The sequence below is a fragment of the Deltaproteobacteria bacterium HGW-Deltaproteobacteria-6 genome (assembly GCA_002840435.1).
GTDB lineage: Bacteria > Desulfobacterota > Syntrophia > Syntrophales > Smithellaceae > UBA8904.
In genome coordinates, this window is record PHAT01000009.1 from 38,913 (window position 1) to 58,496 (window position 19,584).

Below are 19,584 nucleotides of genomic sequence, written 5' to 3' on the forward strand. Positions count from 1 at the left end.
ATTTTTATCCTCCAAATCTAAGTTGGTTCATTGTTGGCATAATGTTAAGTTTTTCAAAATATTTTTTTATATTAATTAGCTTTATGGCCATTCTAGCATAGGCTTCTGCTATTGCTATTGGTCTAATCTGTGAATTAGAAACTGAGCCTTGAACTAAAAAAAGGTAATAAATAATATCAAGTATAGTCTCAATAGATTTTCCATATCGTTCATATGTGTCAAAGTGCATTTCTATTCGCTGCGGACTGGTATTAAATGCTTTTAAATAACAAAATGCTTTGCAATTTTTCTTGTTGACTTGATCCTCATATTTAAAGAAACATGAGCGCTCGCCTGGTTTAAGGCATGTTTGAAGCCAATGCATATCAGAATTATATTTACCCCTAAGGCTTTTAATATTCTGCGTCACAATATCGCTTGAACTGTTTTTTACTATGTAAATTGGTATAACTTCTCGGTCTAAAAACCTAGAATTATTGTCAACTGCGATAGTATATAAATTTCCTCCGATTAACGGTCCATCAATAAATAAGACCGATTTAATTGGTGAATATTTTAGAAGAAAATTAAGCCGATCATTCATGTAATCTCTTTTAGATTCAATCTCAGGATCTACAGCGTGTTTAATGTATTCGGATTTTGCCACAATATTTTCAGCACGTGTATAAAAATTAAAAACGGCGAATAAAACTGGCAAATATTCGCTTTTCCCAGCTACGACCAAAGAGTGTGTTGTAAAATACGCGGTACCCTCCAACGCCATAAACTTCAAAATTGATTCATCGTATGCCGAAAATAAATATTCTGATACTTTATCGCATCCATTTTTTGCATTTAGTTTATTTGGTTTAATCTCTTCAATGTTAGCAATCAGTTGTCCTGTTGTAGTAAAATTTAATACATGCGGCGCATCCTCGTCACCATAATGAGGCAAAAACACATTCCTCTCACTTAGTTCTTGGATTGTTTTATCAAAATCTGGATGTAATATTAGTCGATTCAATTCTTCCATATACCATCCTTTTATTAAAAATAGTCTTTACCCGAAGAAAATGAGAGACGCCGTTCTATTTTTATTCTTTTAGATCTATATTGATTAATTGCCCAACATCTTACAACTTCAAAATGATATTGCAAGGAAAAATCAGGGAAAAAGTTTAGGTTTCACGATCCACGGCGCAGTTCGATCCAGATGTTGACGACAGATACGCTGATCAGGTTCAAAGTGGTAGCCGCATACCAGAAATAGGATTCCAGACGGTCAAGCATGGTTATCCAACCGGACCAAAGCACGAAGCAGATAATGGAAAAGGAGATCAGGGTGTCGATGGCTAAAAAGAGCCTGGGCTTTTTGAATAGCATTCCTGCCTGAGCAATGATGCAATATTGAAGGTCTCCGCGCAAGCCACGGAGAAGTGTTGGTTCCCGGGGCATAGTATTACTATCCGGTATTCGTTCGCTATCGAATTGAACGGGTGCCTCCCGATCAGTCAGGTGAAAATAGACGCGAGCCAGATTCATGATCATATCTATCAGAGCCCAGACAATGACCAGCCAGGCGAAGGCGCGAAGGGCAGCGGACGACGCGCTCACGCGCAAAGCAAGCAGGCCGAAGAGCAGTTTGAATGCACAAAAGGGTATGCCGATGGTCAGCGCCTGAAAGGCAGGCGACAAAAAGATACGATCGCCAATTTTTCCCACCTGCTTTTTTGTCTGCTCTTTCACAATATTGCTCCGGTAATGAATATTATTTTTTTGCCATAACTTTTCAGGCCACGCGTAATCCTGTGGGTCACCACCCAAGCTGGCAACATCCGGTCGGGTAGTGCTAATTTTTTTATGATACTTCAACCCATATACATCCCTTCATCCCGTTAGAGACAGGAAGCGTTTTAGCCTATTCTTTAAATATCGCTTTCCCATACCTGATTTCAAATATTTCTCACGGGCAAAAGCATCTTCACCACTCAAAGACGCCTCATAATATATAAGTTCAAAAGGTCCGCGTCCTTTTGTAGATGGGACATTGCCATTGTTATGCTCGCTAAAACGCTTCCGTAAATCTTCAGTGCATCCCGTATACATTTTTTTGTCTTTTATGCTGTTAATTACATAAACATAATGCATTTATGCCTCCATCTCTGAACGGGACGAATCCGCAAAGCTGAAGTGGCTGCCGTCGCCGATGATGATATGGTCCAGCACCTTGATGCCCATGAGTTTGCCGGCGGCGGCCAGCTCCTGCGTGAACTTTTTATCTTCCGGGCTGGGTGCGACATTGCCGCTGGGGTGGTTGTGGACGCAGATAATCGCCGCCGCGAATTTTTGCAGGGCGGCATGGATGATTTCCCGGACAATCGGCATGGCGTGGTTGACCGTGCCTGTGGCGGCATTGCTGATATCGATGACTCGATTGCTGCTGTTGAGATAGGCCACTTTGAAGACTTCCGTTTTCAGGTCGCGCATTTGCGGTGCGATAATAGCGACGACATCCTGCGCGGAAACAATCTTGTGTTTGGCGCTGAGCGCTTCGTCCTCACGGAAGCGCCGCCCGATTTCCAGCGCGGCATGAATTTGCGCGATTTTGGCGGGGCCCAGGCCTTTGAATTCTTTCCATTCGCGCATGTCGGTGTGGCTCATATTGCGGAAGGTGCCGAACTTATCAATAATCCGGCGCGCCAGATCAATGGCGCTCACGCCTTTTACGCCTGTGCGCAGCAGGATTGCCAGAAGCTCTGAATGACTCAGCGCACCCGCACCTTTTTTGAGCAGTTTTTCCCGTGGACGGTCGTCCTGCGGCCAGCTTTTGATTCCGGATTTCATTTTTTCAGACCTTTCACAACAGACCAGGAATTTGTCCTTCCCGCGAATAACCTGATGAGCTGATATTTTTGACGCCCCACTTTAATATACTCCCGCCTTAATAAAGGAGGGCTGGGGAGGATTTGAAGAGATAAAATCCCCCTGAATCCCCCTTTAGGAAAGGGGGACAAAAAGAAAATGCTTTGCCTTGCTCCTGAGCATTCGCCTTTCTCATCACGATCAACGATTCACCTATTTCTATTTTTTCTCCACGATCAGATTCAATATCACTTTAACCATTATATCTTTTTCTGACGGCTTACTCGCCGCGATCATCAGGGTTAATGCGACAAGTGCGTTATCATCAATGCGTTTACGCCCATCCTTGTCCAGCAAAATGCCGGTTTTTTGCAGGAAGCAAACGAATAAAGCCGCAGCAATGCGCTTGTTGCCATCGATAAAGCTGTGGTTTTTGGTTACAAAATAAAGCAGGTGGGCCGCCTTTGCCTCTATTGTCGGATAAACATCTTTACCGTCAAAGGTCTGGTAAATGGCACCCAGCGAACCTTGAAAACTTTTGTCCTTTTCCTGCCCGACCAGGGCAGAGTCTTTAAATTTTATTTTCATCTGATCGATGATTTTTCTGGCTTCGTCATAGGACAACTTATATTTTGTTTTTCTGGTGCCTTTCGGCGCAGCCAAACGCTGGTGGTCGAAGTCGTCAAGAATATTCAATGCCCGCGAGTATTCGGCAATAATCTGAACGATGCCTTTTGCTTCATCCGATACACCATCAAGCAGGGCCATGTTGCCAAGCAACCGGACGGTGTCCTGCAACTCATGGATTTTGTTCTGCTGCGTTTCCAGCCGCTTTTTATTGATCGTGTAACCGTCCACAAGGTGATGACGCAAGACATTGGTAGCCCAGATGCGAAACTGCGTGCCTCGTAGCGACTTAACCCTATAGCCCACTGAAATAATTACATCCAGATTATAGTGTGCTGTATCGTAACTTTTCTCGTCAGCGGCAGTTATCCGGAATTTCCGGATAACTGATTCCGAGCTAAGTTCTCCTTCAATAAAGATATTCTTGATATGCTCATTAATCGTGCGAACATCCTTATCAAAAAGAACTGACATCTGTTTCTGCGTCAGCCAGACGGTGTCTTGCTCCAAACGGACTTCCAGATGATTTTTGTATAAAATCACCTGCCCTTTTGGATCCTGCATTACGGCGCTTTTTTCAGGCGTCATTGCTTTTTCCTTTCTGAAACATTCCACTATCTACTGCGATCGCCTCCCGGGCACACATAACATTCAGGGCCATGCCCCGCGTGACCCTCACAATGGGAGCTTTACACAAGCCTCTTTGCGTCATTCCGGGTTTGCCCCGGAATCAAGAAAGCACATGATTATACTGGATTCCCGCCTTCGCGGGAATGACAACGTTGTTGCTTTTATAGAGTTATGCAAAACTCTCACAATTACTAAAAGGGTTCCTCCACGGTTTATGCACAGGGGAAATATTTTTTATTTCTTTTTAAACAAACCCTCTACATCTTCAAGAACTTTTTGCTGATCTTCCTTGAGCATTTTTTTGACGGCGCCTTTGCCTGCTTCTACAGCCATGCCTGCGGCATTATCCTGAACAAATTTGCCGAGCGATCCCAGCTGCGGCTCTGTAAGCTTCACATCCGGCTTCTTTGTGGTGCCGGTGACTTTGGCTTTTAAATCAATCTGACCATCTTTATTGAGCATTGGCTTCATGGCGATTCCGGCAAGATTTCCTGAATCCGTGTATTTCTTCACTTCGGGATTCCTGATGGCCGATTCAATTTTCCGGGCCAGCGCCGCTTTGACCGCCTCGTTGATTTCACTCTTCATCACCGCGCCCAGATTCAGATCAATGGCCTTCGTATCGGTATTCATCCAGCCGTCGAAGACCAGGCGAGCGTCTTTGAGTTCCAGCCGGCCGTTGCTGATTTCCGCTTTAGCGGCTTTGTAGCGCAGATCCAGACCATTATGGTTTGAACCTTTCCATTGCTGCTTCTCTTTGAGAAAAGAAAGGTTGTTTCCCAGATATTCACCCAGAACAGGAACCGCCGCAACTGCGTTGAAAATCTGAAGCCCGGTAACTTCCCCGTCCGGAACGGATATATGCAGCCTTACCTCCGGTTCCAGAAGCCGTGTTTTAGCATCAAACGGGATCACCCTTCCCGTCGCGTCAATGGTGACATCAAAACTCTGAACACTGCCGGTCTTCATCGCGCCGACTGTTTTGATGCCCATGCCCAGCTTCACTTTAATCTCATCTTTCTTTTCCAGATCTTTCGGGTCGATGCTGATGTCGTAAGCCAGGGCGGTTAGTTTATAAATCTTAAACTTCTGGTCAACTTCTGCATCCTGGTAATTAACCGTTCCATCCTTCAGGCCGATTTCCCCCACGGCAATCGCCACGGGAATGTCATCGGCGGAGACGGGCTTGGCGGGTTCCTTGTCTTTCTGTTCTTTGTCCTTGTCCGCCGGTTTTTTGGACTGAACAAGGTCGTCAATATTCATAACGCCCTTTTTGTTTTTGGATAGATTAATGACCGGACTGTATAAAACAAGTTCTTTAAGCTCGGCCCGACGCTTCAGGAGCGGCATGATTTTAATCTTAAAGCGCAAGGCTTCCATACCGGCAAAAGTATCGTCTGCCGCAACCGGCTTGCCTTGCAGACTTTCCAGCTCTTGCGGTGTTTTAAAATTGGAAATGGCCACTTTTTTAATCTCGATTCCGGACAGAACGGAAAAGATGCTGACATCAATGCTTTCAATGGTGACCTGCCGGTTGAGCGCCTGGGACATCTGAGAGGCAATAAACGTTTTATCCACCTTCATGTAAACAATCACACCGGCGGCGATCACTAAAACAACAACGACCGCGACAACCGCGCCGACAGCAATAAGTAGCTTTTTAAACATACCAGTTACCACCTTTCTTATGGTTGTTTCTCTGCGGCATACCGCAGACGGTGAATAAAATCTCGATTCCCGGGATCAGCGCATCAGGGCGCCGCCGGCGACAATGCGGTTGACCTGGTTGGTGCCTTCATAAATCTGGGTGAGCTTGGCGTCGCGCATCAGTTTTTCCACCATGTATTCCTTGGTATATCCGTATCCGCCGTGGATCTGAACGGCATCGGTGGTTAAAGACATGGCCGTATCGGAGGCAAATAACTTGGCCTGCGCCGCTTCCCGGGCAAAAGGCAGCCCCTGATCCGCGCGCGACGCGGCATACCAGGTCAACAGCCTTGAGGCGTCAACAGCCGCCGCCATATCGGCCAGCATAAAATTGATGGACTGGAAAGTGCCGATCGGCTTACCGAACTGCACCCGCTGTTTGGCGTAGGCCAAAGAAGCCTCAAAGGCGGCCCGAGCAATGCCCAGAGCCGTCGTGGCGATGTTGATGCGGCCTTCATTAAGGGTTTCCATGGCGATTTTGAATCCCTGCCCTTCCGCGCCCAGAACGTTGGCCGCGGGAATGACCACGTCGTCCAGATTGACTTCGGCCACGTCCAACGCTCTTTGTCCCATTTTATCCTCCACCTTGCCGATGGAAACACCCGGCGTCTCGCGCGGAACCACAAACGCGGTGATGCCCTTGGTGCCCTTCCCGGGATCGGTGGTGGCAAAAATCGTATAGAGGGCCGCAAAACTGGCATTGGTGATGAAACATTTCTGACCGTTCAGGACATATTCGTCACCCTTGCGGACGGCTTTGGTTTTGACGCCCGCGGCGTCGGAGCCCGCTTCACGCTCGGTCAGTCCGAAAGAGGCGGTTTTCCCCGATTCGCAAAGCGGTATCAGGAAACGTTTTTTCTGTTCGTCCGTGCCGCCGATCAGGATGGGACCGCAGGCCAGCGAATTAATGGTGATCATGCCGCCGATGCCCGCGCAGCCTGCATTGAGCTCTTCGGTAATCAGCGCCGCCTCCAGAAGCTTCATGCCGTGGCCGCCGTATGCTTGCGGCGTGGTCAGGTTCATAAGCCCCGCTGCGTGCGCTTTTTTTAAGATGGCGTCCGGAACAAACGCCTCCTTATCATACTGAAGCGCGATGGGAATAATCTCTTTTTTGGCAAATTTCCGGGCCAGATCCTGCAATGCTTTTTGTTCGTCGGTTAAACTGAAATCAATCATGGTTTCGATCCTTTCTGTTTATGATTATTTTTATTCTTGCTAAAGATTCAACACCCAGAGAGGCTTTTCGCCCTTCATAACGCGGATCATGTTCTCCATCGCCATGTTGACGATGCGGCCGCCGGACTCGCGGGTGGAGCCGGCCAGATGCGGTGTGAGAATGGCGTTTTCCAACCCAAAGAGCGGGTGATTTTGAGGCGGCGGTTCCTCGACAAAGACATCCACGGCGGCCATGGCAATTTCACCGGCCAGGAGCGCGTCGGCCAGAGCGGTTTCATCCACCAGCGCGCCGCGCCCCACGTTGATCAGAATTGCCGTGGGTTTCATCAGCTTCAGTTTTTGAACGTCGATGATATTGGCGGTCGTCTCCGTCAGCGGCAGGTGGATGCTGACCACGTCCGCCGTTTTCATGATTTCTTCCAGGGACGCGTAGACGGCCTGATATTTCTTTTCATCTTCCGCGCTGAGACGCGCAATATCATAATACAGCAGCCTGACGCCAAAAGGAACAAGCCTTGCGGCCACGGCGCGCGCGGTGCGCCCCATGCCCAGCAATCCGTAAGTTTTGCCGTGAAGTTCAAAGATGCCCGTTTTTTGCGCGTGCATGAAAAGCCATTCCCCCTGATGAGTTTTGGCATTGTAAAATGTCAGATTCTTCAGACAGGCCATAGCCAGCATGATGGTATGTTCGGCAACACCGATATCGTTGGCGCCGGGTGTGTTGGCCACGGGGATGCCAAACTCCGTGCAGGCCGCAACATCAATATGATTGTAACCTACGCTGGGCTGCTGAATCAGTTTGAGGTTTTTCGCCGCCTGAACAATCCGGCGGGTAATAGGCGTTGCGCCCGTATAGTCGCCCAGAACGATGTCGGCATCGGCCACCCATTCCGCCAGTTTGTGTTCCGGCATTCTATGGGCTTCCACAACGGTAAACGATAATCCCTCAGCTTTACTTTCAATCATGCTCTTCAAAGTGGCATCGGACATGGGCGCGGTGTTGATTATTTTCATGCGGCTTCTCCTCGGTTTACTTCTTGCTTGATGGATGATTCCCGTCCGGTGCGCTCCGTGTCGTCGATTCCCGGCATTCCTGTTTAACGGCCGGCGGGATGATCATTAACGCCCCATAGATTAAACCCGGAACAATCACCAGATCGTCCAGATACCCGAGAACGGGAATCCAGTCCGGAATCAGGTCAACCGGCGACAGCAAATAAGCCAGGGCGCCGCCGATCAGCCACCGCGCAGCCCGGGGTGTGTCCGGATGTGCGATCAACGCGCGGTAATAGGCTATTTCCTGTTTGACCTTTTCAATAAACTTGCTCATGAGAAACTTCCTCATCGCTCACGCGACGCACACCCTCATGTGACATTCAGGTAATCAGGTCATAAAGAGGGAAGAGTCTCGCTTCAGCGATAAACTCCCTCCTTTCTAAAGGAGGGTTGGGGTGGATTTGAAGAGATAAAAGCCCCCTAAATCACCCTCGCGCCACCTCGCGTGCCCTTCAGGGTATTAGGTGGTTAGAAAAGGGGGAAAACCGAGCATGAACATTATGTTTCCTGCATGAATCAATTCAGCATTGTATTTTGAAGCTTGGTTCGGACAAAATTAATGTGTGTGCGCAATACGTAGAACTGGTCGCCGTAGGAGGCGGGCACTTTCATTTGATTGACTTCGGATTCGATTTCATCGAGCCTCCGGATCAGTTCACCGATATCCCGGGGCCTGTCCTTGTTGCCCGCGTCCTGTTCAACCAGCAAGAGCAGCCGATACCACCGGTTAATGCGCAGGCTCATGCGCCAGCGGAAAAGCGCGGGAATGCTTTTCAATCCGGGAATCAGAATGATGATCAGCGGCACAAACACCACCAGGATCCGGTTGATCAGGCTGGCCAGCCAGAACGGCAGATAGCGGTAGAAGAAACTTTTGCCGGATTTGTAAAAGCGTTTGGCGTCGCCGCTGATTTTAAATTCGTTTTCCAGGGCCACGGGAAAGTCGCCGCGATTCTGAAAAAGCGCGGCGCGGCCGTGTATTTCCACTGCGGCAGCCAAAAGCAGATCGGTCAAGGCCGGATGCAGATTATCCCGGGCGATCAGTTCGACGGTGGGACAAACCAGCGTTATGTTCTGCGTCGGAATATTTTTCCCGAAATCCATCGCGCCTTTCGGCATCGTCAGTTTATTGAGGTAGCCGATCCGGCGAACGTAGGCGTCGGCCTGAGTAAAATTGACCAGACCAATGCCCGGTGCCTTAAGCAATGTGCGCATGGTTTGCGATGAGGCGGAATCCGCCATGAGGAAAATGGCATCTGCTTTTCCGGCAAGCAGCGCGGCTGCTGCTTCTTCTCCCTCCGCATCCAAAAACGCGGCGCCGCCGCCGGGCTCGATGCCGTTTACGGAAAGCAGGGCCAGGGCCAGCTTGCGCGTCCCGCTGCCCTCACGGCCTATGGCAATCCTCCTGCCTGCAAGCTGCGACAACACCTCTACAGGCTGTCCCAGACGATGAAAAATCAAAAGCGGTTGATAAGAAACGCTGCCCAGCGAAACCAGATTTTCAACATTTTGTCCTTTGGCCAGACCGGCCTGTACAAATCCGATATCCACCTTAAACGTGCGATCGGTCAGACGCTGAAGGTTTTCCACGGAACCGGCCGAGGGTAAAATGACCAGCTTTACGCCGTCGCGGGCGAGGATTTTGGCGTATTTTTCGGCAACGCTGTAATAGGCGCTGCCTTTCTCCCCGCTGGTGATTGTAATCGTCTTAGGCGGAGCGGAATGGAAGAACCAGAAACAGGCAAAGATAATGACCAGAATGACAACGATCATGGCCACGATGGATGCCGCGCGGCCCATACCGAAATAATCCATGAACACGGAAAGAATTTTATTGAATCCGGTTTTTCTGTCTGTACTCATGACATTTACCCCTCATCAAGAAAACGTTAATGGATATCTCTACGTGAAGGAAAAGCCTTGTATCCGATCAAATCCTACCGGTCGAGGGCTTCCCGGATTTTTTGCGCGACCTCCCGCTTGGACAGCATTTTTTCTATCGCGTCGCCCAGCGCAACGCTGGCCTGTTCTCCCAGCCGCTCTTCCGAAAAAGAAATATGTTCCAGCGACGTGGTGGCTTCCACATTGGCATGATGCAGTATTTTTTTATTGGCCATATCCGCGATATAAATGGTCAGTTTCATTTTTGTCTTGTAGATATTGGAAGGAAAATCCCTGCGGCAGTTGATATCCATCTCTTCAATGGCGCCGCCGATCAGAATTTTGCTGTTCGTCATCTGCGGCATGGTTTCTTCCTGCAGATCCCACTGCGGGCCGACTCCGGACACATTATATCCCGCCTTTCTCAAATACTGCCTTACCCCTTCCGCGACGGCCCTTGCCGGCTTTGTGTATTTAGGCAGAATCAACACATTCTCACCGCTCTTTTCAATGACGCGCCCGATCACCAGCGGATCGGCTATCTTCCGCACATCGTTGAATTCGGCCAGTCCGATGATGGACTGCAAAGCTTTTTGATCCGGTTTCAGGTAAGCCGGGATAACAGCCTTTTGGGCGTTATAATCCATATTAATGGAGTAAATCCTGGTATTGGCGCAGCCGGAAAGACCTAAAGCCATTATCAGGACAAGAAATATCAAACCATTCGATCGGACTTTTTTCATGATAACCTCCTTATGATAAAGTGCGAACACCGCAATGGGCATCGGCAACCGGAATGTCGCACGTGCCCTAAAGGGTATGAACAAACAAACCGCTGCGCAGCTTGGGTTCAAACCAGGTGGACTTGGGCGGCATAATCGCGCCGGCGTCGGCCACATTCATAATCTGCTCCATGGTGGTGGCATACAGCGAAAAGGCGACGGCAAAGCCGTCCTGATTCACCAGCTTTTCCAGCTCCGCCATGCCCCGGATGCCGCCGATGAATTTAATGCGGTCGTCGGTGCGCGGATCGGAAATGCCCAGAACAGGCGCCAGCAGGTGTTCCTGCAAAATGGCCGCGTCCAGGCTGGCCACCGGATCTTTGGCGTTGTAGACCCCTTCTTTGATCGTGATGCAATACCACGCGCCGCCCAGATACATGCCGAAATCATGCAGACGCCCGGGTGATTTTGCGGCAAAGTTTTTCGTCACGGTGAATTTGGCGCTGATCTTCTCCAGAAACTGTTCGGCGGTGAGGCCCTGCAGGTCTTTCACCGCGCGGTTGTAGTCCATGACCTTTAATTGATTGTGCGGGAAAAACACGGCAAGCACCCGGTCCGATTCCTGCACCTGACCGTCCTTGCGGCGCTTGCGCGCGACGGTGGCGGCTGCGGCGGCTCGGTGATGCCCGTCGGCGATATACAGCGCGTCAACCTCTGCAAATTCTTTACGGAGTTCTTCAATCTGCGCGGAATCCGCCACGACCCAGGCGGTATGGATCACGCCGTCTTCGGCGGTAAAATCATATTCCGGCTTGCCTTTCACAATCTTTTCCGTAAGCGCGTTGATGCCGGGACGCGCCATGTAGCTAATGAACACGGGGCCGGTCTGCGCGTTGACGTTGTCCACGTGGCGGATGCGGTCATCTTCCTTGTCCTGCCTGGTCAGCTCGTGCTTCTTGATCTTTCCTTCGTCATATTCCGCGGCGCTCATTACGCCGACGATGCCCGTCTGCACCTGAGCCCCCATCTGCTGACGATAGACATAATAACAGGGCGATTCATCCTGCTTCAGGATGCCGTCTTCCCTCAATTTACTGAAGTTTTTCTTTGCGGTCTCATAAATTATGGCATCGTCCGGACGCGTTCCGTCCGGTACATCGATTTCTGATTTTTCCACGTGCATAAAACTCAACGGATGGCCTGCCACCGCTTTTTGTCCTTCTTCCCGTGTCATCACATCGTACGGCAGCGCTGCTACCTGTGCCGCATACTTCACCTGCGGGCGAACCGCTTTAAAAGGTAATACCAAAGCCATGTTTCATCTCCTGTTTGAAAATAATGTTGCGCAAGGTGTAACACAATGGCATAATCCGGGCAATATCAAATTAATGATGTCTACGAACAATGTCAGAGGGTAAAATAATGGGGAACACACTTGTTTTTATTCATGGTCTGGAAAGTACATCGCAGGGAAACAAGGCGCAGTTTTTTCGAAAGTCCTTTCCGCAGATGATCATTGAAGATTACGCGGGCGATTTTGAAACCCGGATGATTAAGCTCAAAAAGATTCTCAGCGGCAAAGACCAACTGATTATTGTGGGGTCCAGTTTTGGCGGCCTGATGGCGGCCCGCTTCGCGCTCGATGAGGAACCGAGGGTGAAAAAATTGATCCTGATTGCTCCCGCGCTGATCTTGGAAGGTTTTGAAAACGCCGCTAAAGAAAAGCTGCAAATCCCGGTGATCATTTACCATGGCACGCGGGATAAGGTTGTCAATCCTGATGACGTCAAAAAGATCGCTGAAAAAACATTCGCCCGCCTGGAGCATCACCTGGTGGATGACGAGCATCCGTTAAATAAAGTCTTCCCGACAATTCCCTGGAAAGAACTTCTGGAAGAAAAATAACGGGTCTGTAAGTCCCACTAATCATGCTCTCATTTGTGTAAGCTCCCGCCTTAATAAAGGAGGGTTGGGGAGGATTTGAAGAGATAAAATCCCCCTTAAGAAAAGGGGGGCTAACTTGAGCTCTGGCTCAAATCCCTCTAAATTCCCCTCTCGCGTGCCCTCTCGTCACCTTCAGGTGATTAGGGTATCAGGTGGTAAAAAAGGGGACTCTGTCAGTCTTGGTAAAAATCCTCGACCAACTCCAGATATTCCGCCAGCAGTTTGCGGCTGACGACAAAAATATGGCCGATGTTTTTTTCAATCGTCCGGTTGAGCTGCTCGCTTAGAAAATGGACATTGCCTTTATCCACTAGCCCCCATGTCGCGCCGGCCACGCAGGACCCCGCCGGTGCAATGGGATCTCTCGACCCCTTGTAATCAAAAATGGCCACACCCGCCTTTTTCAGAATGTTCATATTCACCGGCTTGCCGTCAAACTTGGGATTGGCGGAGGGAAGACAATAAGTCCCTTCATAAATCTGGTTGCCGAGAAATATATTCTGTATCCACTGAATATGAGCGGTAACGGGAAATTTGGTCCCGTGCGTCAACCAGTAAAGGAACGGCGCCGCTTCTTCTATCGATTGCCTGATTTCGGCGCGGCCGTAAAAACCCAGAACAACCGTGTATTGAACACCGGGCTGAATTTCATTCATCCCCGCTTCAATCACCTGCGGCGGGATATTGACGGCGCCGAAAAGTTCTTTCATCAGATCGGGATCGTAATCGCGGCGGATCAGTTTTCGAATCGGGCCGTGCCCGCTGTCTTCATCATCAAACTTGGTCGGTGAGGCCATCAGGGCGATTTTTTTGATGTCCATCTTTTTACCGGAAGCCAGCCGCTCTTCGGCCCGTCTGGCCAGATAAGGCAAAATGAGCGTGCCGCCCATACAATAAGCCATGATATAGATTTCATTTTCGGGATGACGCTTTTTAATCATATCAATGTAAAGATCGGGAATGGTTTTCCCGTAAAAATCCAGCCCCAGCTCCGTTTCTTCCCAGCCCGGATCGCCGTGATCAACCAGATAAATGATGTAGCCTTTTTTGAGCAGAGCTTCGACAACGGATTTGCCGGACGTCAGATCGAACAGTTCCGGTTTGTTGATGAGCGGGGTTGCCATATAGATAATTTTGCCGTTTGGCTTGCTCCCCCGCGGAACCGGATAATAACGCAGGCTCACCCGGTGGACTTTTGACCCCTCCACATATTCATAAGCGGAACAACCGATCCGGCCTGCTGTTGCTCTTTCGGAATATTCTTTGATGTCAAAAGCGTTTTCCGTGTAGAGATTCTCCATGCGCCGATGGTTTTCAATAAGATAGTCCTCGAAAGACGTCATCAGGGTTTCATCAGGGTTGGTTTTGGCAAAGGGCAGATAACCATTGGCAAAAGGTTTTTCCGTAATCAAAACCAGCAGGCACTTTAAGAGTTCTTTCATTGCCTTGAGGCGCGTCAGCCCGATGTTGCTGTATTCATGCTCGAGTTGGGCAAACTCTTCCAGATAGTTTTTCAAGTACTCCTTGCCTTTTGCCGTTGTGCAGATCATCCGCGCCTTTTCACGGTTGAATTTGCCGTCTTTAATAAAGAAACCGGTTAAGGTGTAAAGCAGCCGGGAATAGCTTTTATATATCCAGCCGTTCATATCCGCGATCGCGTCCGGATTTCTGGAGGCGCCAACGGCCAGGCGGGCGCTGGCCCTGATGGGCCGCAATATCGTATCAAGGAGCGCGCTTTGCCAAGCGGCAGCTATGGCCCAGGGCCCGAACACATTAACATCCTTGCTGATGGAATCCAGAATTCTCTGATAACCGAATAAGCCTCTGACCTCAGCGCCAACCATTTTGCTTTTCCACGGCAGCGCCGTGTTCATGTTTTCCTCGTTATCGGCGGGCGATACGCCAATTACATTTAATAATTCGTCAGGTGTTAACTTTTCCACCCCGGTATCTTTTTCCTGTTTCATGCATCCCCCTGAATCATGCAGTCCGGATAATTTTTCCTTTCATTTTAACGCCAATTTTTTTCCCGGACAATCCCCAACGGCCTCCGCATGGAAGCATCCGAAATACATTGACAAATGTCTTAATCTATATTAAAAATTACAACAGTTTAATAACAAATAAGCACCGGTTTCGGATCTCGAGATTGATTATATAAATATAATGTACATCCCTTGATTTTCAAGCCGGTAGTTCATTTATTATCAATGTTTGTTGTTTTCTTATTAGTTTTTGTTATTCAAATTTTTTTCCGACATTATTGATCAAATGAGGTAACCATGGCTGACGAAGGTAAACAATTCTCTTTCAATGATACTTCGGTGTTTCCGTGGCTGAAGGCCGTCACAGATATGTGGCTCAATATGGCGAAAACAATGCCGCCTAATTCGGATACTACGCTTAAAACACAGACCGCCGTACAAAACCGTTTCACGCAGCAGTTGGAAACCAATTTGAATCTGCTCAAATCTTTTTCCCGGATAATGAGCGAGCCGGAATCCGTCTCAGCGGCCGCCAGCTCTGTCAGCGCGCTGCCGGAAATTCTCCTGAAAATGGCCAGATCCGGCTTTGATGCCGCCATGCAAATACAAAACCATTTAATGGAAAAGGCGGGTAAGATCGGCAAGCGCACGGAAGCTTATAATTTCGACAATCTGGATCAGGAAGTTTTCAGGGCCCTGACGGATGTCTATGAAAAAGAGCTGAGGCAATACCTGAAAATTCCGCCGCTGGGACTGACCCGTTATTACTCCGAACGTTTCAATGAAATGCTGGATAAGCACAATCTCTTTGAAACCACGCTGGCCGAGTTTCTTTCCATCCTGTACCTGCCGATGGAAAAATCTTTCAAGGTGCTTCAGGAAAAGCTCCAGCAGATGGCGGAGGAAGGCCATCTGCCCAAAGACGCGAAAGAAAGTTACGGGATGTGGCTGAAGATTCTGGAAGGCCACTACATGAATCTGTTCAAATCCGAAGAATATACCGACGTGCTGCACCGGACGCTCAACAAACTGGAAGATTTCATCATTGCCAGAAATGAAGCCATGAACGATTTACTCCAACTGATGCCTGTTGTAACGCACAAAGACATGGATGATCTGTACGAGGAATTCCACCTTCTCAAAAAAAGAGTTAAAGAGCTGGAAAAGCAGCTCGATATTTCACCCAATAACCTGAAGGTCGCAAAGTAGCCGTCCATCCCGCCGCGGGCGGATGGTGACCGAAGATTTTCGCGAGGAAATATTTTTATGAATTCAACAAAAATTCCTATCGACCTGATCATGGAGCGAATGGCCGAAGACGCGGAGAAAACGCAAAAGCGCGTTTCCAAGGCATCCGACGTGTTACTGGGCGAACTCAACTATGAACTTGGCTCGACGCCCTATGAAATTGTGTATGAAGAAGACCGGGTCAAGGTGAAGCATTACTCGCGCAATGAAAACGCGGACAACAAGTTAAAAGTCCCCCTGCTGGTGGTTTACGCTCTGATCAACCGGGAAACCATGCTGGATTTGCAGCCGGATCGAAGTGTCGTCAAAACCTTTCTGGAGGGTGGCATCGATTTATATATGGTGGACTGGGGATATCCCAAACGCAAGGATCGCTTCCTGACCATTGACGATCATGTCAACGGCTATATGAATAATGTCATTGATTTCATCCGAAATAAACACAATGTCCCCCAAATTAATCTGATGGGCATTTGCATGGGCGGAACATTTTGCGTCATGTACGCCGCCCAGCATCCGGAAAAGATTAAAAACTTAATCACCACCGTTACGCCGTCCAGTTTCGATACGGACAAAGGCCTTTTGCATGTCTGGATGAAAAACATCGACACGGACCGGATGATTCGAACATTCGGCAATATTCCCGGAGATCTGATGAATTTCGGGTTTCTCCTTTTGAATCCCGCGCGTCTGATGATCGATAAATATGTCGGTTTCATGGAAAACATGGACAATAAGGACTTTGTGGAAAATTTCGTGCGCATGGAGCGCTGGATTTTCGACAGTCCCGACGTTCCCGGAGAAACGTTTCGCCAGTTCGTGGACGACTGCTACAAAAACAATCTGCTGATCCAAAGCAAGCTGCTGCTGGGAGGCGAGCCGGTGGATTTAAAGAAATTGACCATGCCGCTGCTCAATTTTTTCGGCGAATACGACCATCTGGTGCCCCCTCAGGCCTGTAATCAGCTGACCGGCGCCGTTGGAAGCAAGGATACGGAAGATGTTTGTCTGGAAACCGGGCACATCGGCATCTATGTCAGCTCCAGATTTCAGAGACAGTTTGCCCCGAAAATTGTCCGGTGGCTTAAAGAACGTGATCAGACGGAAACAACTGCTCCGGAGAAAACTGAACAACAGGCAATTATCAAGAAAGCGCCACCGGTTAAAGTTGATGCTAAACTGAAAAGTCCGGCCGCGAAGAAAAAAGCCCCTGTCAAACAAACCGGCGTAAGGAAGAAAGAGTCAGGCAAACCAAAAAATATACATCCGTCAACACCGGGAAAGGGCAAGATATCACTTATTCAAAAAATCGCTGAAGCCATATAAAAAAGGGAGAGGGGATTATGTCAACTGAAGAAAAATATTTTCGCGCCTTGAGCAAGCTCAGCAGAGACATCAGCGCAACGGAGGACCATACCAAAATCGGGCACCTGATTGTGTCCGCGGCGGTAGATACCTTGAAAGCCAAGGCAGCCGTCATCTTTGTGATGGATGAAAATTCAGAAGGTTCTATTCACAACAAAGCAGTGGCGCAGGTCGGTCTTTCCGAAAAATATATCCACGCGGGGCCGGCACACGCCGTCAAAATCAGTCCGCAGCTGCTGGAAGACGGCTACATGTATTTTCGTGATGCGACGACGGACAAGCGGCTGACGAACCGGGAGGCCAAAAAAGCGGAAGGCATCGGATCGATTCTGTCCGTGCCGGTCATGGATAAAGGCAAGATGCTGGGCATTCTCAGTCTCTACACCAAAGATATCCGTAAATTCAGCAAAGATGAAATCGATTTTCTGTCCATTCTGGCCGAACAGGGCGGCTCGGAGATTGAAAATGCCCTCCTGATCCGGAGACTGCGCCATCAATCCCGTACCTTCCTGAAACTGGCCGCAAGCATTTCCGAAAGCCTGGATGTTAAAACCATCCTGCAGGCAATGACACATGATCTGGTCAAATCACTTCGTCTTAAAGCGGCAGCCGTTCAATTGCTGGATGAGGATAAACGAACCCTGAAACGGGTGGCCTGTTTCGGACTGAGCGAAAAATATCTGAATAAAGGGCCTATCGTGGCAGATAAAAACATGGCTGAAGCCCTGAAAGGCAAGACCATCATCATTAAGAACGTGCTTGAGGACAAGGGCATTCAGTATAAGAAAGAAAAAGAAGAAGAAGGCATTGTCTCCATGCTGTATGTTCCGATTAAATCCAAGGAGGATGTCATCGGCGTTCTCATCGTATACAGCGGACGGCAAAGAGAATTCGCCGAAGATGAAATCCTGCTGGTCACGGCTTTGGCCTACCAGGGCGGCCTGGCCATTAACAATGCCTGCATGTATATGGTGATACAGGATGACATAAAGGATTTGAAAGAAAATATATGGAGTCATAAATCCTGGTTTTAGTGCGGCGTCTCATTATAATCCTGTCATATCGGCCGACGGCAGATATCTTAATGATGTGCTGGATTTCTTAAACTTTCACGTCACCGGCCATTGTTCTAAATTAAAAGGAGGTAATTCTTCGATGATCGCTGGAAAAAGAATTGATCAGATTAAAGTAGGAGACACAGCGGAATTTGCCAAAACCGTGACTGAAACGGATATTTATTTATACGCGGGCATCACCGGCGATTTCAATCCGGCGCATGTCAACGAGGCCTATGCAAAAAACACCTTTTTCAAAACCCGCATCGCGCACGGCATGCTCACGGCGGGGTTCATCTCGGCCATTATTGCCAACCAGCTGCCCGGCCCCGGAACCATTTACATGAAACAGGAGTTGAGTTTTCTGGCGCCGGTGCGCATTGGCGATACCATTACGGCGCGGGTAGAAGTTATTGAATTAATCACCGAAAAAAACCGCGTCCGTTTGAAAACCACGTGCACCAACCAGGACGGTGTGGTTGTGCTGGAGGGCGAAGGGCTGGTCAGCCCTCCCAAAGCGCCGAAAGCATAAGATCTGTTTGTCGAAAAATCCGCGATATCGTTGAAATAGAAAAGGCCGCCGCGATTATTCGCGGCGGCCTTTTCTATTGTGTTTTTATTTTTGCGCAAAAAACGTTTCAACTTTTTTGAAATTCTCATCCGCAGCGGCCTTGAATTCTTCACGGCCCTTCTTGTAGGTTTTGATCCAGTCATTGATCAGTTTCTTGCCTTCTTCCGGGAAAAAAGCCGTCTGCTGCATCATGCTGTTCACCATTTTTTCAGTCTGATCCTGAATAACGGCCATCGCTTCAAATGAATTATCAAAAGCTGTTTTGTTAAAATCCACCATTTGTTTTGCCATCTGTTTGGGTTCCATAATTTCCTCCTTGCTTAGTTTATCGTTTATTATTGTTTGCCAGTTTTCCTGCGGCTGATCTTTTCTTTCCTAACCGGCGGCTTTCGCTTCGCGGCGGCATTAAGATCGGCAGCAACCTTTTTCGTCAGCTGATCATCGGCAGCTGCATACTGCCCTGCTGGTTTGACAATGGTGTTGAACGACGATTCCATCTGATCCGCGGCGCACAAAAGATATTTTTCAACAAGCTCAAACCGGCTGTCTACATTTGTCCGGAATTCATCCAACCCGTTTCTGTAGGTATGAACCCAGTCCTCGACAATTTTCTTACCTTCTTCCGGGAAAAACGAAGACTTTTCAAAGAATATGCGCGCCATTTTTTCCGCATGCTCCTGAACAGTCACGACAGCGTTAAAGCTGTCGTCAAAAGCCTTTTTGTTGAAATCCAGAATTTGTTTGATCATTGTGGAATCCATGTTCATCACCCTTTA

General features: G+C 48.6%; 20 protein-coding genes. 5 read left to right on the forward strand and 15 right to left on the reverse strand.

What is annotated here, in order from left to right:
* Positions 1–4 precede the first annotated feature (4 nt).
* The 12 genes from CVU71_16950 to CVU71_17005 all read right to left on the reverse strand — a co-directional run bounded on the left by CVU71_16950 (position 5) and on the right by CVU71_17005 (position 11,955).
* Positions 5–1,012: a hypothetical protein gene (locus tag CVU71_16950; protein ID PKN17221.1), complete on the reverse strand. Its 1,008-nt coding sequence runs from the start codon at positions 1,010–1,012 to the stop codon at positions 5–7.
* Positions 1,013–1,164: 152 nt separating this feature from the next.
* Complete coding sequence (locus CVU71_16955; GenBank protein PKN17298.1) at positions 1,165–1,728, reverse strand: hypothetical protein; 564 nt, start codon at positions 1,726–1,728, stop codon at positions 1,165–1,167.
* A gap of 138 nt (positions 1,729–1,866) precedes the next feature.
* Entirely contained in the window at positions 1,867–2,127 is a 261-nt protein-coding gene (locus CVU71_16960; protein ID PKN17222.1) for an excinuclease ABC subunit C, read from the reverse strand.
* Positions 2,128–2,823, reverse strand: a complete 696-nt coding sequence (locus CVU71_16965; protein ID PKN17223.1) for a hypothetical protein — start codon at positions 2,821–2,823, stop codon at positions 2,128–2,130.
* Positions 2,824–3,060: 237 nt separating this feature from the next.
* Complete coding sequence (locus CVU71_16970; GenBank protein ID PKN17299.1) at positions 3,061–4,032, reverse strand: cytochrome C biogenesis protein CycH; 972 nt, start codon at positions 4,030–4,032, stop codon at positions 3,061–3,063.
* A gap of 300 nt (positions 4,033–4,332) precedes the next feature.
* Positions 4,333–5,766, reverse strand: a complete 1,434-nt coding sequence (locus CVU71_16975; protein ID PKN17224.1) for a hypothetical protein — start codon at positions 5,764–5,766, stop codon at positions 4,333–4,335.
* A gap of 75 nt (positions 5,767–5,841) precedes the next feature.
* Positions 5,842–6,981, reverse strand: coding sequence for an acyl-CoA dehydrogenase (locus tag CVU71_16980; protein ID PKN17225.1), 1,140 nt, complete (start codon positions 6,979–6,981; stop codon positions 5,842–5,844).
* A 39-nt stretch (positions 6,982–7,020) separates the two neighbouring features.
* Complete coding sequence (locus CVU71_16985) at positions 7,021–7,995, reverse strand: hydroxyacid dehydrogenase (protein PKN17226.1); 975 nt, start codon at positions 7,993–7,995, stop codon at positions 7,021–7,023.
* A 16-nt stretch (positions 7,996–8,011) separates the two neighbouring features.
* The gene (locus CVU71_16990) at positions 8,012–8,326 is read right to left on the reverse strand and encodes a hypothetical protein (protein PKN17227.1); all 315 of its coding nucleotides are present in this window, start codon (positions 8,324–8,326) and stop codon (positions 8,012–8,014) included.
* Positions 8,327–8,553: 227 nt separating this feature from the next.
* The gene (locus CVU71_16995) at positions 8,554–9,852 is read right to left on the reverse strand and encodes a C4-dicarboxylate ABC transporter substrate-binding protein (protein PKN17300.1); all 1,299 of its coding nucleotides are present in this window, start codon (positions 9,850–9,852) and stop codon (positions 8,554–8,556) included.
* 122 nt (positions 9,853–9,974) lie between these two features.
* Positions 9,975–10,661, reverse strand: coding sequence for a hypothetical protein (locus CVU71_17000; protein PKN17228.1), 687 nt, complete (start codon positions 10,659–10,661; stop codon positions 9,975–9,977).
* 67 nt (positions 10,662–10,728) lie between these two features.
* Positions 10,729–11,955, reverse strand: coding sequence for a DUF1015 domain-containing protein (locus CVU71_17005; protein ID PKN17229.1), 1,227 nt, complete (start codon positions 11,953–11,955; stop codon positions 10,729–10,731).
* 89 nt (positions 11,956–12,044) lie between these two features.
* Here CVU71_17005 and CVU71_17010 point away from each other — a divergent pair, with 89 nt between their 5' ends.
* A complete protein-coding gene (locus tag CVU71_17010) occupies positions 12,045–12,545 on the forward strand; it encodes an alpha/beta hydrolase (protein PKN17230.1) in 501 nt (166 codons plus the stop codon).
* A 212-nt stretch (positions 12,546–12,757) separates the two neighbouring features.
* Here CVU71_17010 and CVU71_17015 read toward each other — a convergent pair whose 3' ends face one another.
* Positions 12,758–14,551, reverse strand: a complete 1,794-nt coding sequence (locus CVU71_17015) for a hypothetical protein (GenBank protein PKN17231.1) — start codon at positions 14,549–14,551, stop codon at positions 12,758–12,760.
* Positions 14,552–14,866: 315 nt separating this feature from the next.
* On the opposite strand from CVU71_17015, the gene CVU71_17020 reads away from it, so the two are divergent.
* The 4 genes from CVU71_17020 to CVU71_17035 all read left to right on the forward strand — a co-directional run bounded on the left by CVU71_17020 (position 14,867) and on the right by CVU71_17035 (position 18,769).
* A complete protein-coding gene (locus CVU71_17020; protein ID PKN17232.1) occupies positions 14,867–15,778 on the forward strand; it encodes a hypothetical protein in 912 nt (303 codons plus the stop codon).
* 57 nt (positions 15,779–15,835) lie between these two features.
* Entirely contained in the window at positions 15,836–17,143 is a 1,308-nt protein-coding gene (locus CVU71_17025) for a class III poly(R)-hydroxyalkanoic acid synthase subunit PhaC (protein PKN17233.1), read from the forward strand.
* A gap of 17 nt (positions 17,144–17,160) precedes the next feature.
* Positions 17,161–18,216 (forward strand): diguanylate cyclase, encoded by a 1,056-nt coding sequence (locus tag CVU71_17030; GenBank protein PKN17234.1) that lies wholly within the window; start codon positions 17,161–17,163, stop codon positions 18,214–18,216.
* A 121-nt stretch (positions 18,217–18,337) separates the two neighbouring features.
* On the forward strand, positions 18,338–18,769 hold the full coding sequence (locus tag CVU71_17035) for an enoyl-CoA hydratase (GenBank protein PKN17235.1): 432 nt from the start codon (positions 18,338–18,340) through the stop codon (positions 18,767–18,769).
* An 84-nt stretch (positions 18,770–18,853) separates the two neighbouring features.
* On the opposite strand, the gene CVU71_17040 is transcribed toward CVU71_17035, so the two are convergent.
* Both CVU71_17040 and CVU71_17045 read right to left on the reverse strand, forming a co-directional pair.
* Positions 18,854–19,114: a hypothetical protein gene (locus tag CVU71_17040; GenBank protein ID PKN17236.1), complete on the reverse strand. Its 261-nt coding sequence runs from the start codon at positions 19,112–19,114 to the stop codon at positions 18,854–18,856.
* Positions 19,115–19,143: 29 nt separating this feature from the next.
* Positions 19,144–19,569, reverse strand: coding sequence for a hypothetical protein (locus CVU71_17045; GenBank protein ID PKN17237.1), 426 nt, complete (start codon positions 19,567–19,569; stop codon positions 19,144–19,146).
* Positions 19,570–19,584: the final 15 nt, after the last annotated feature.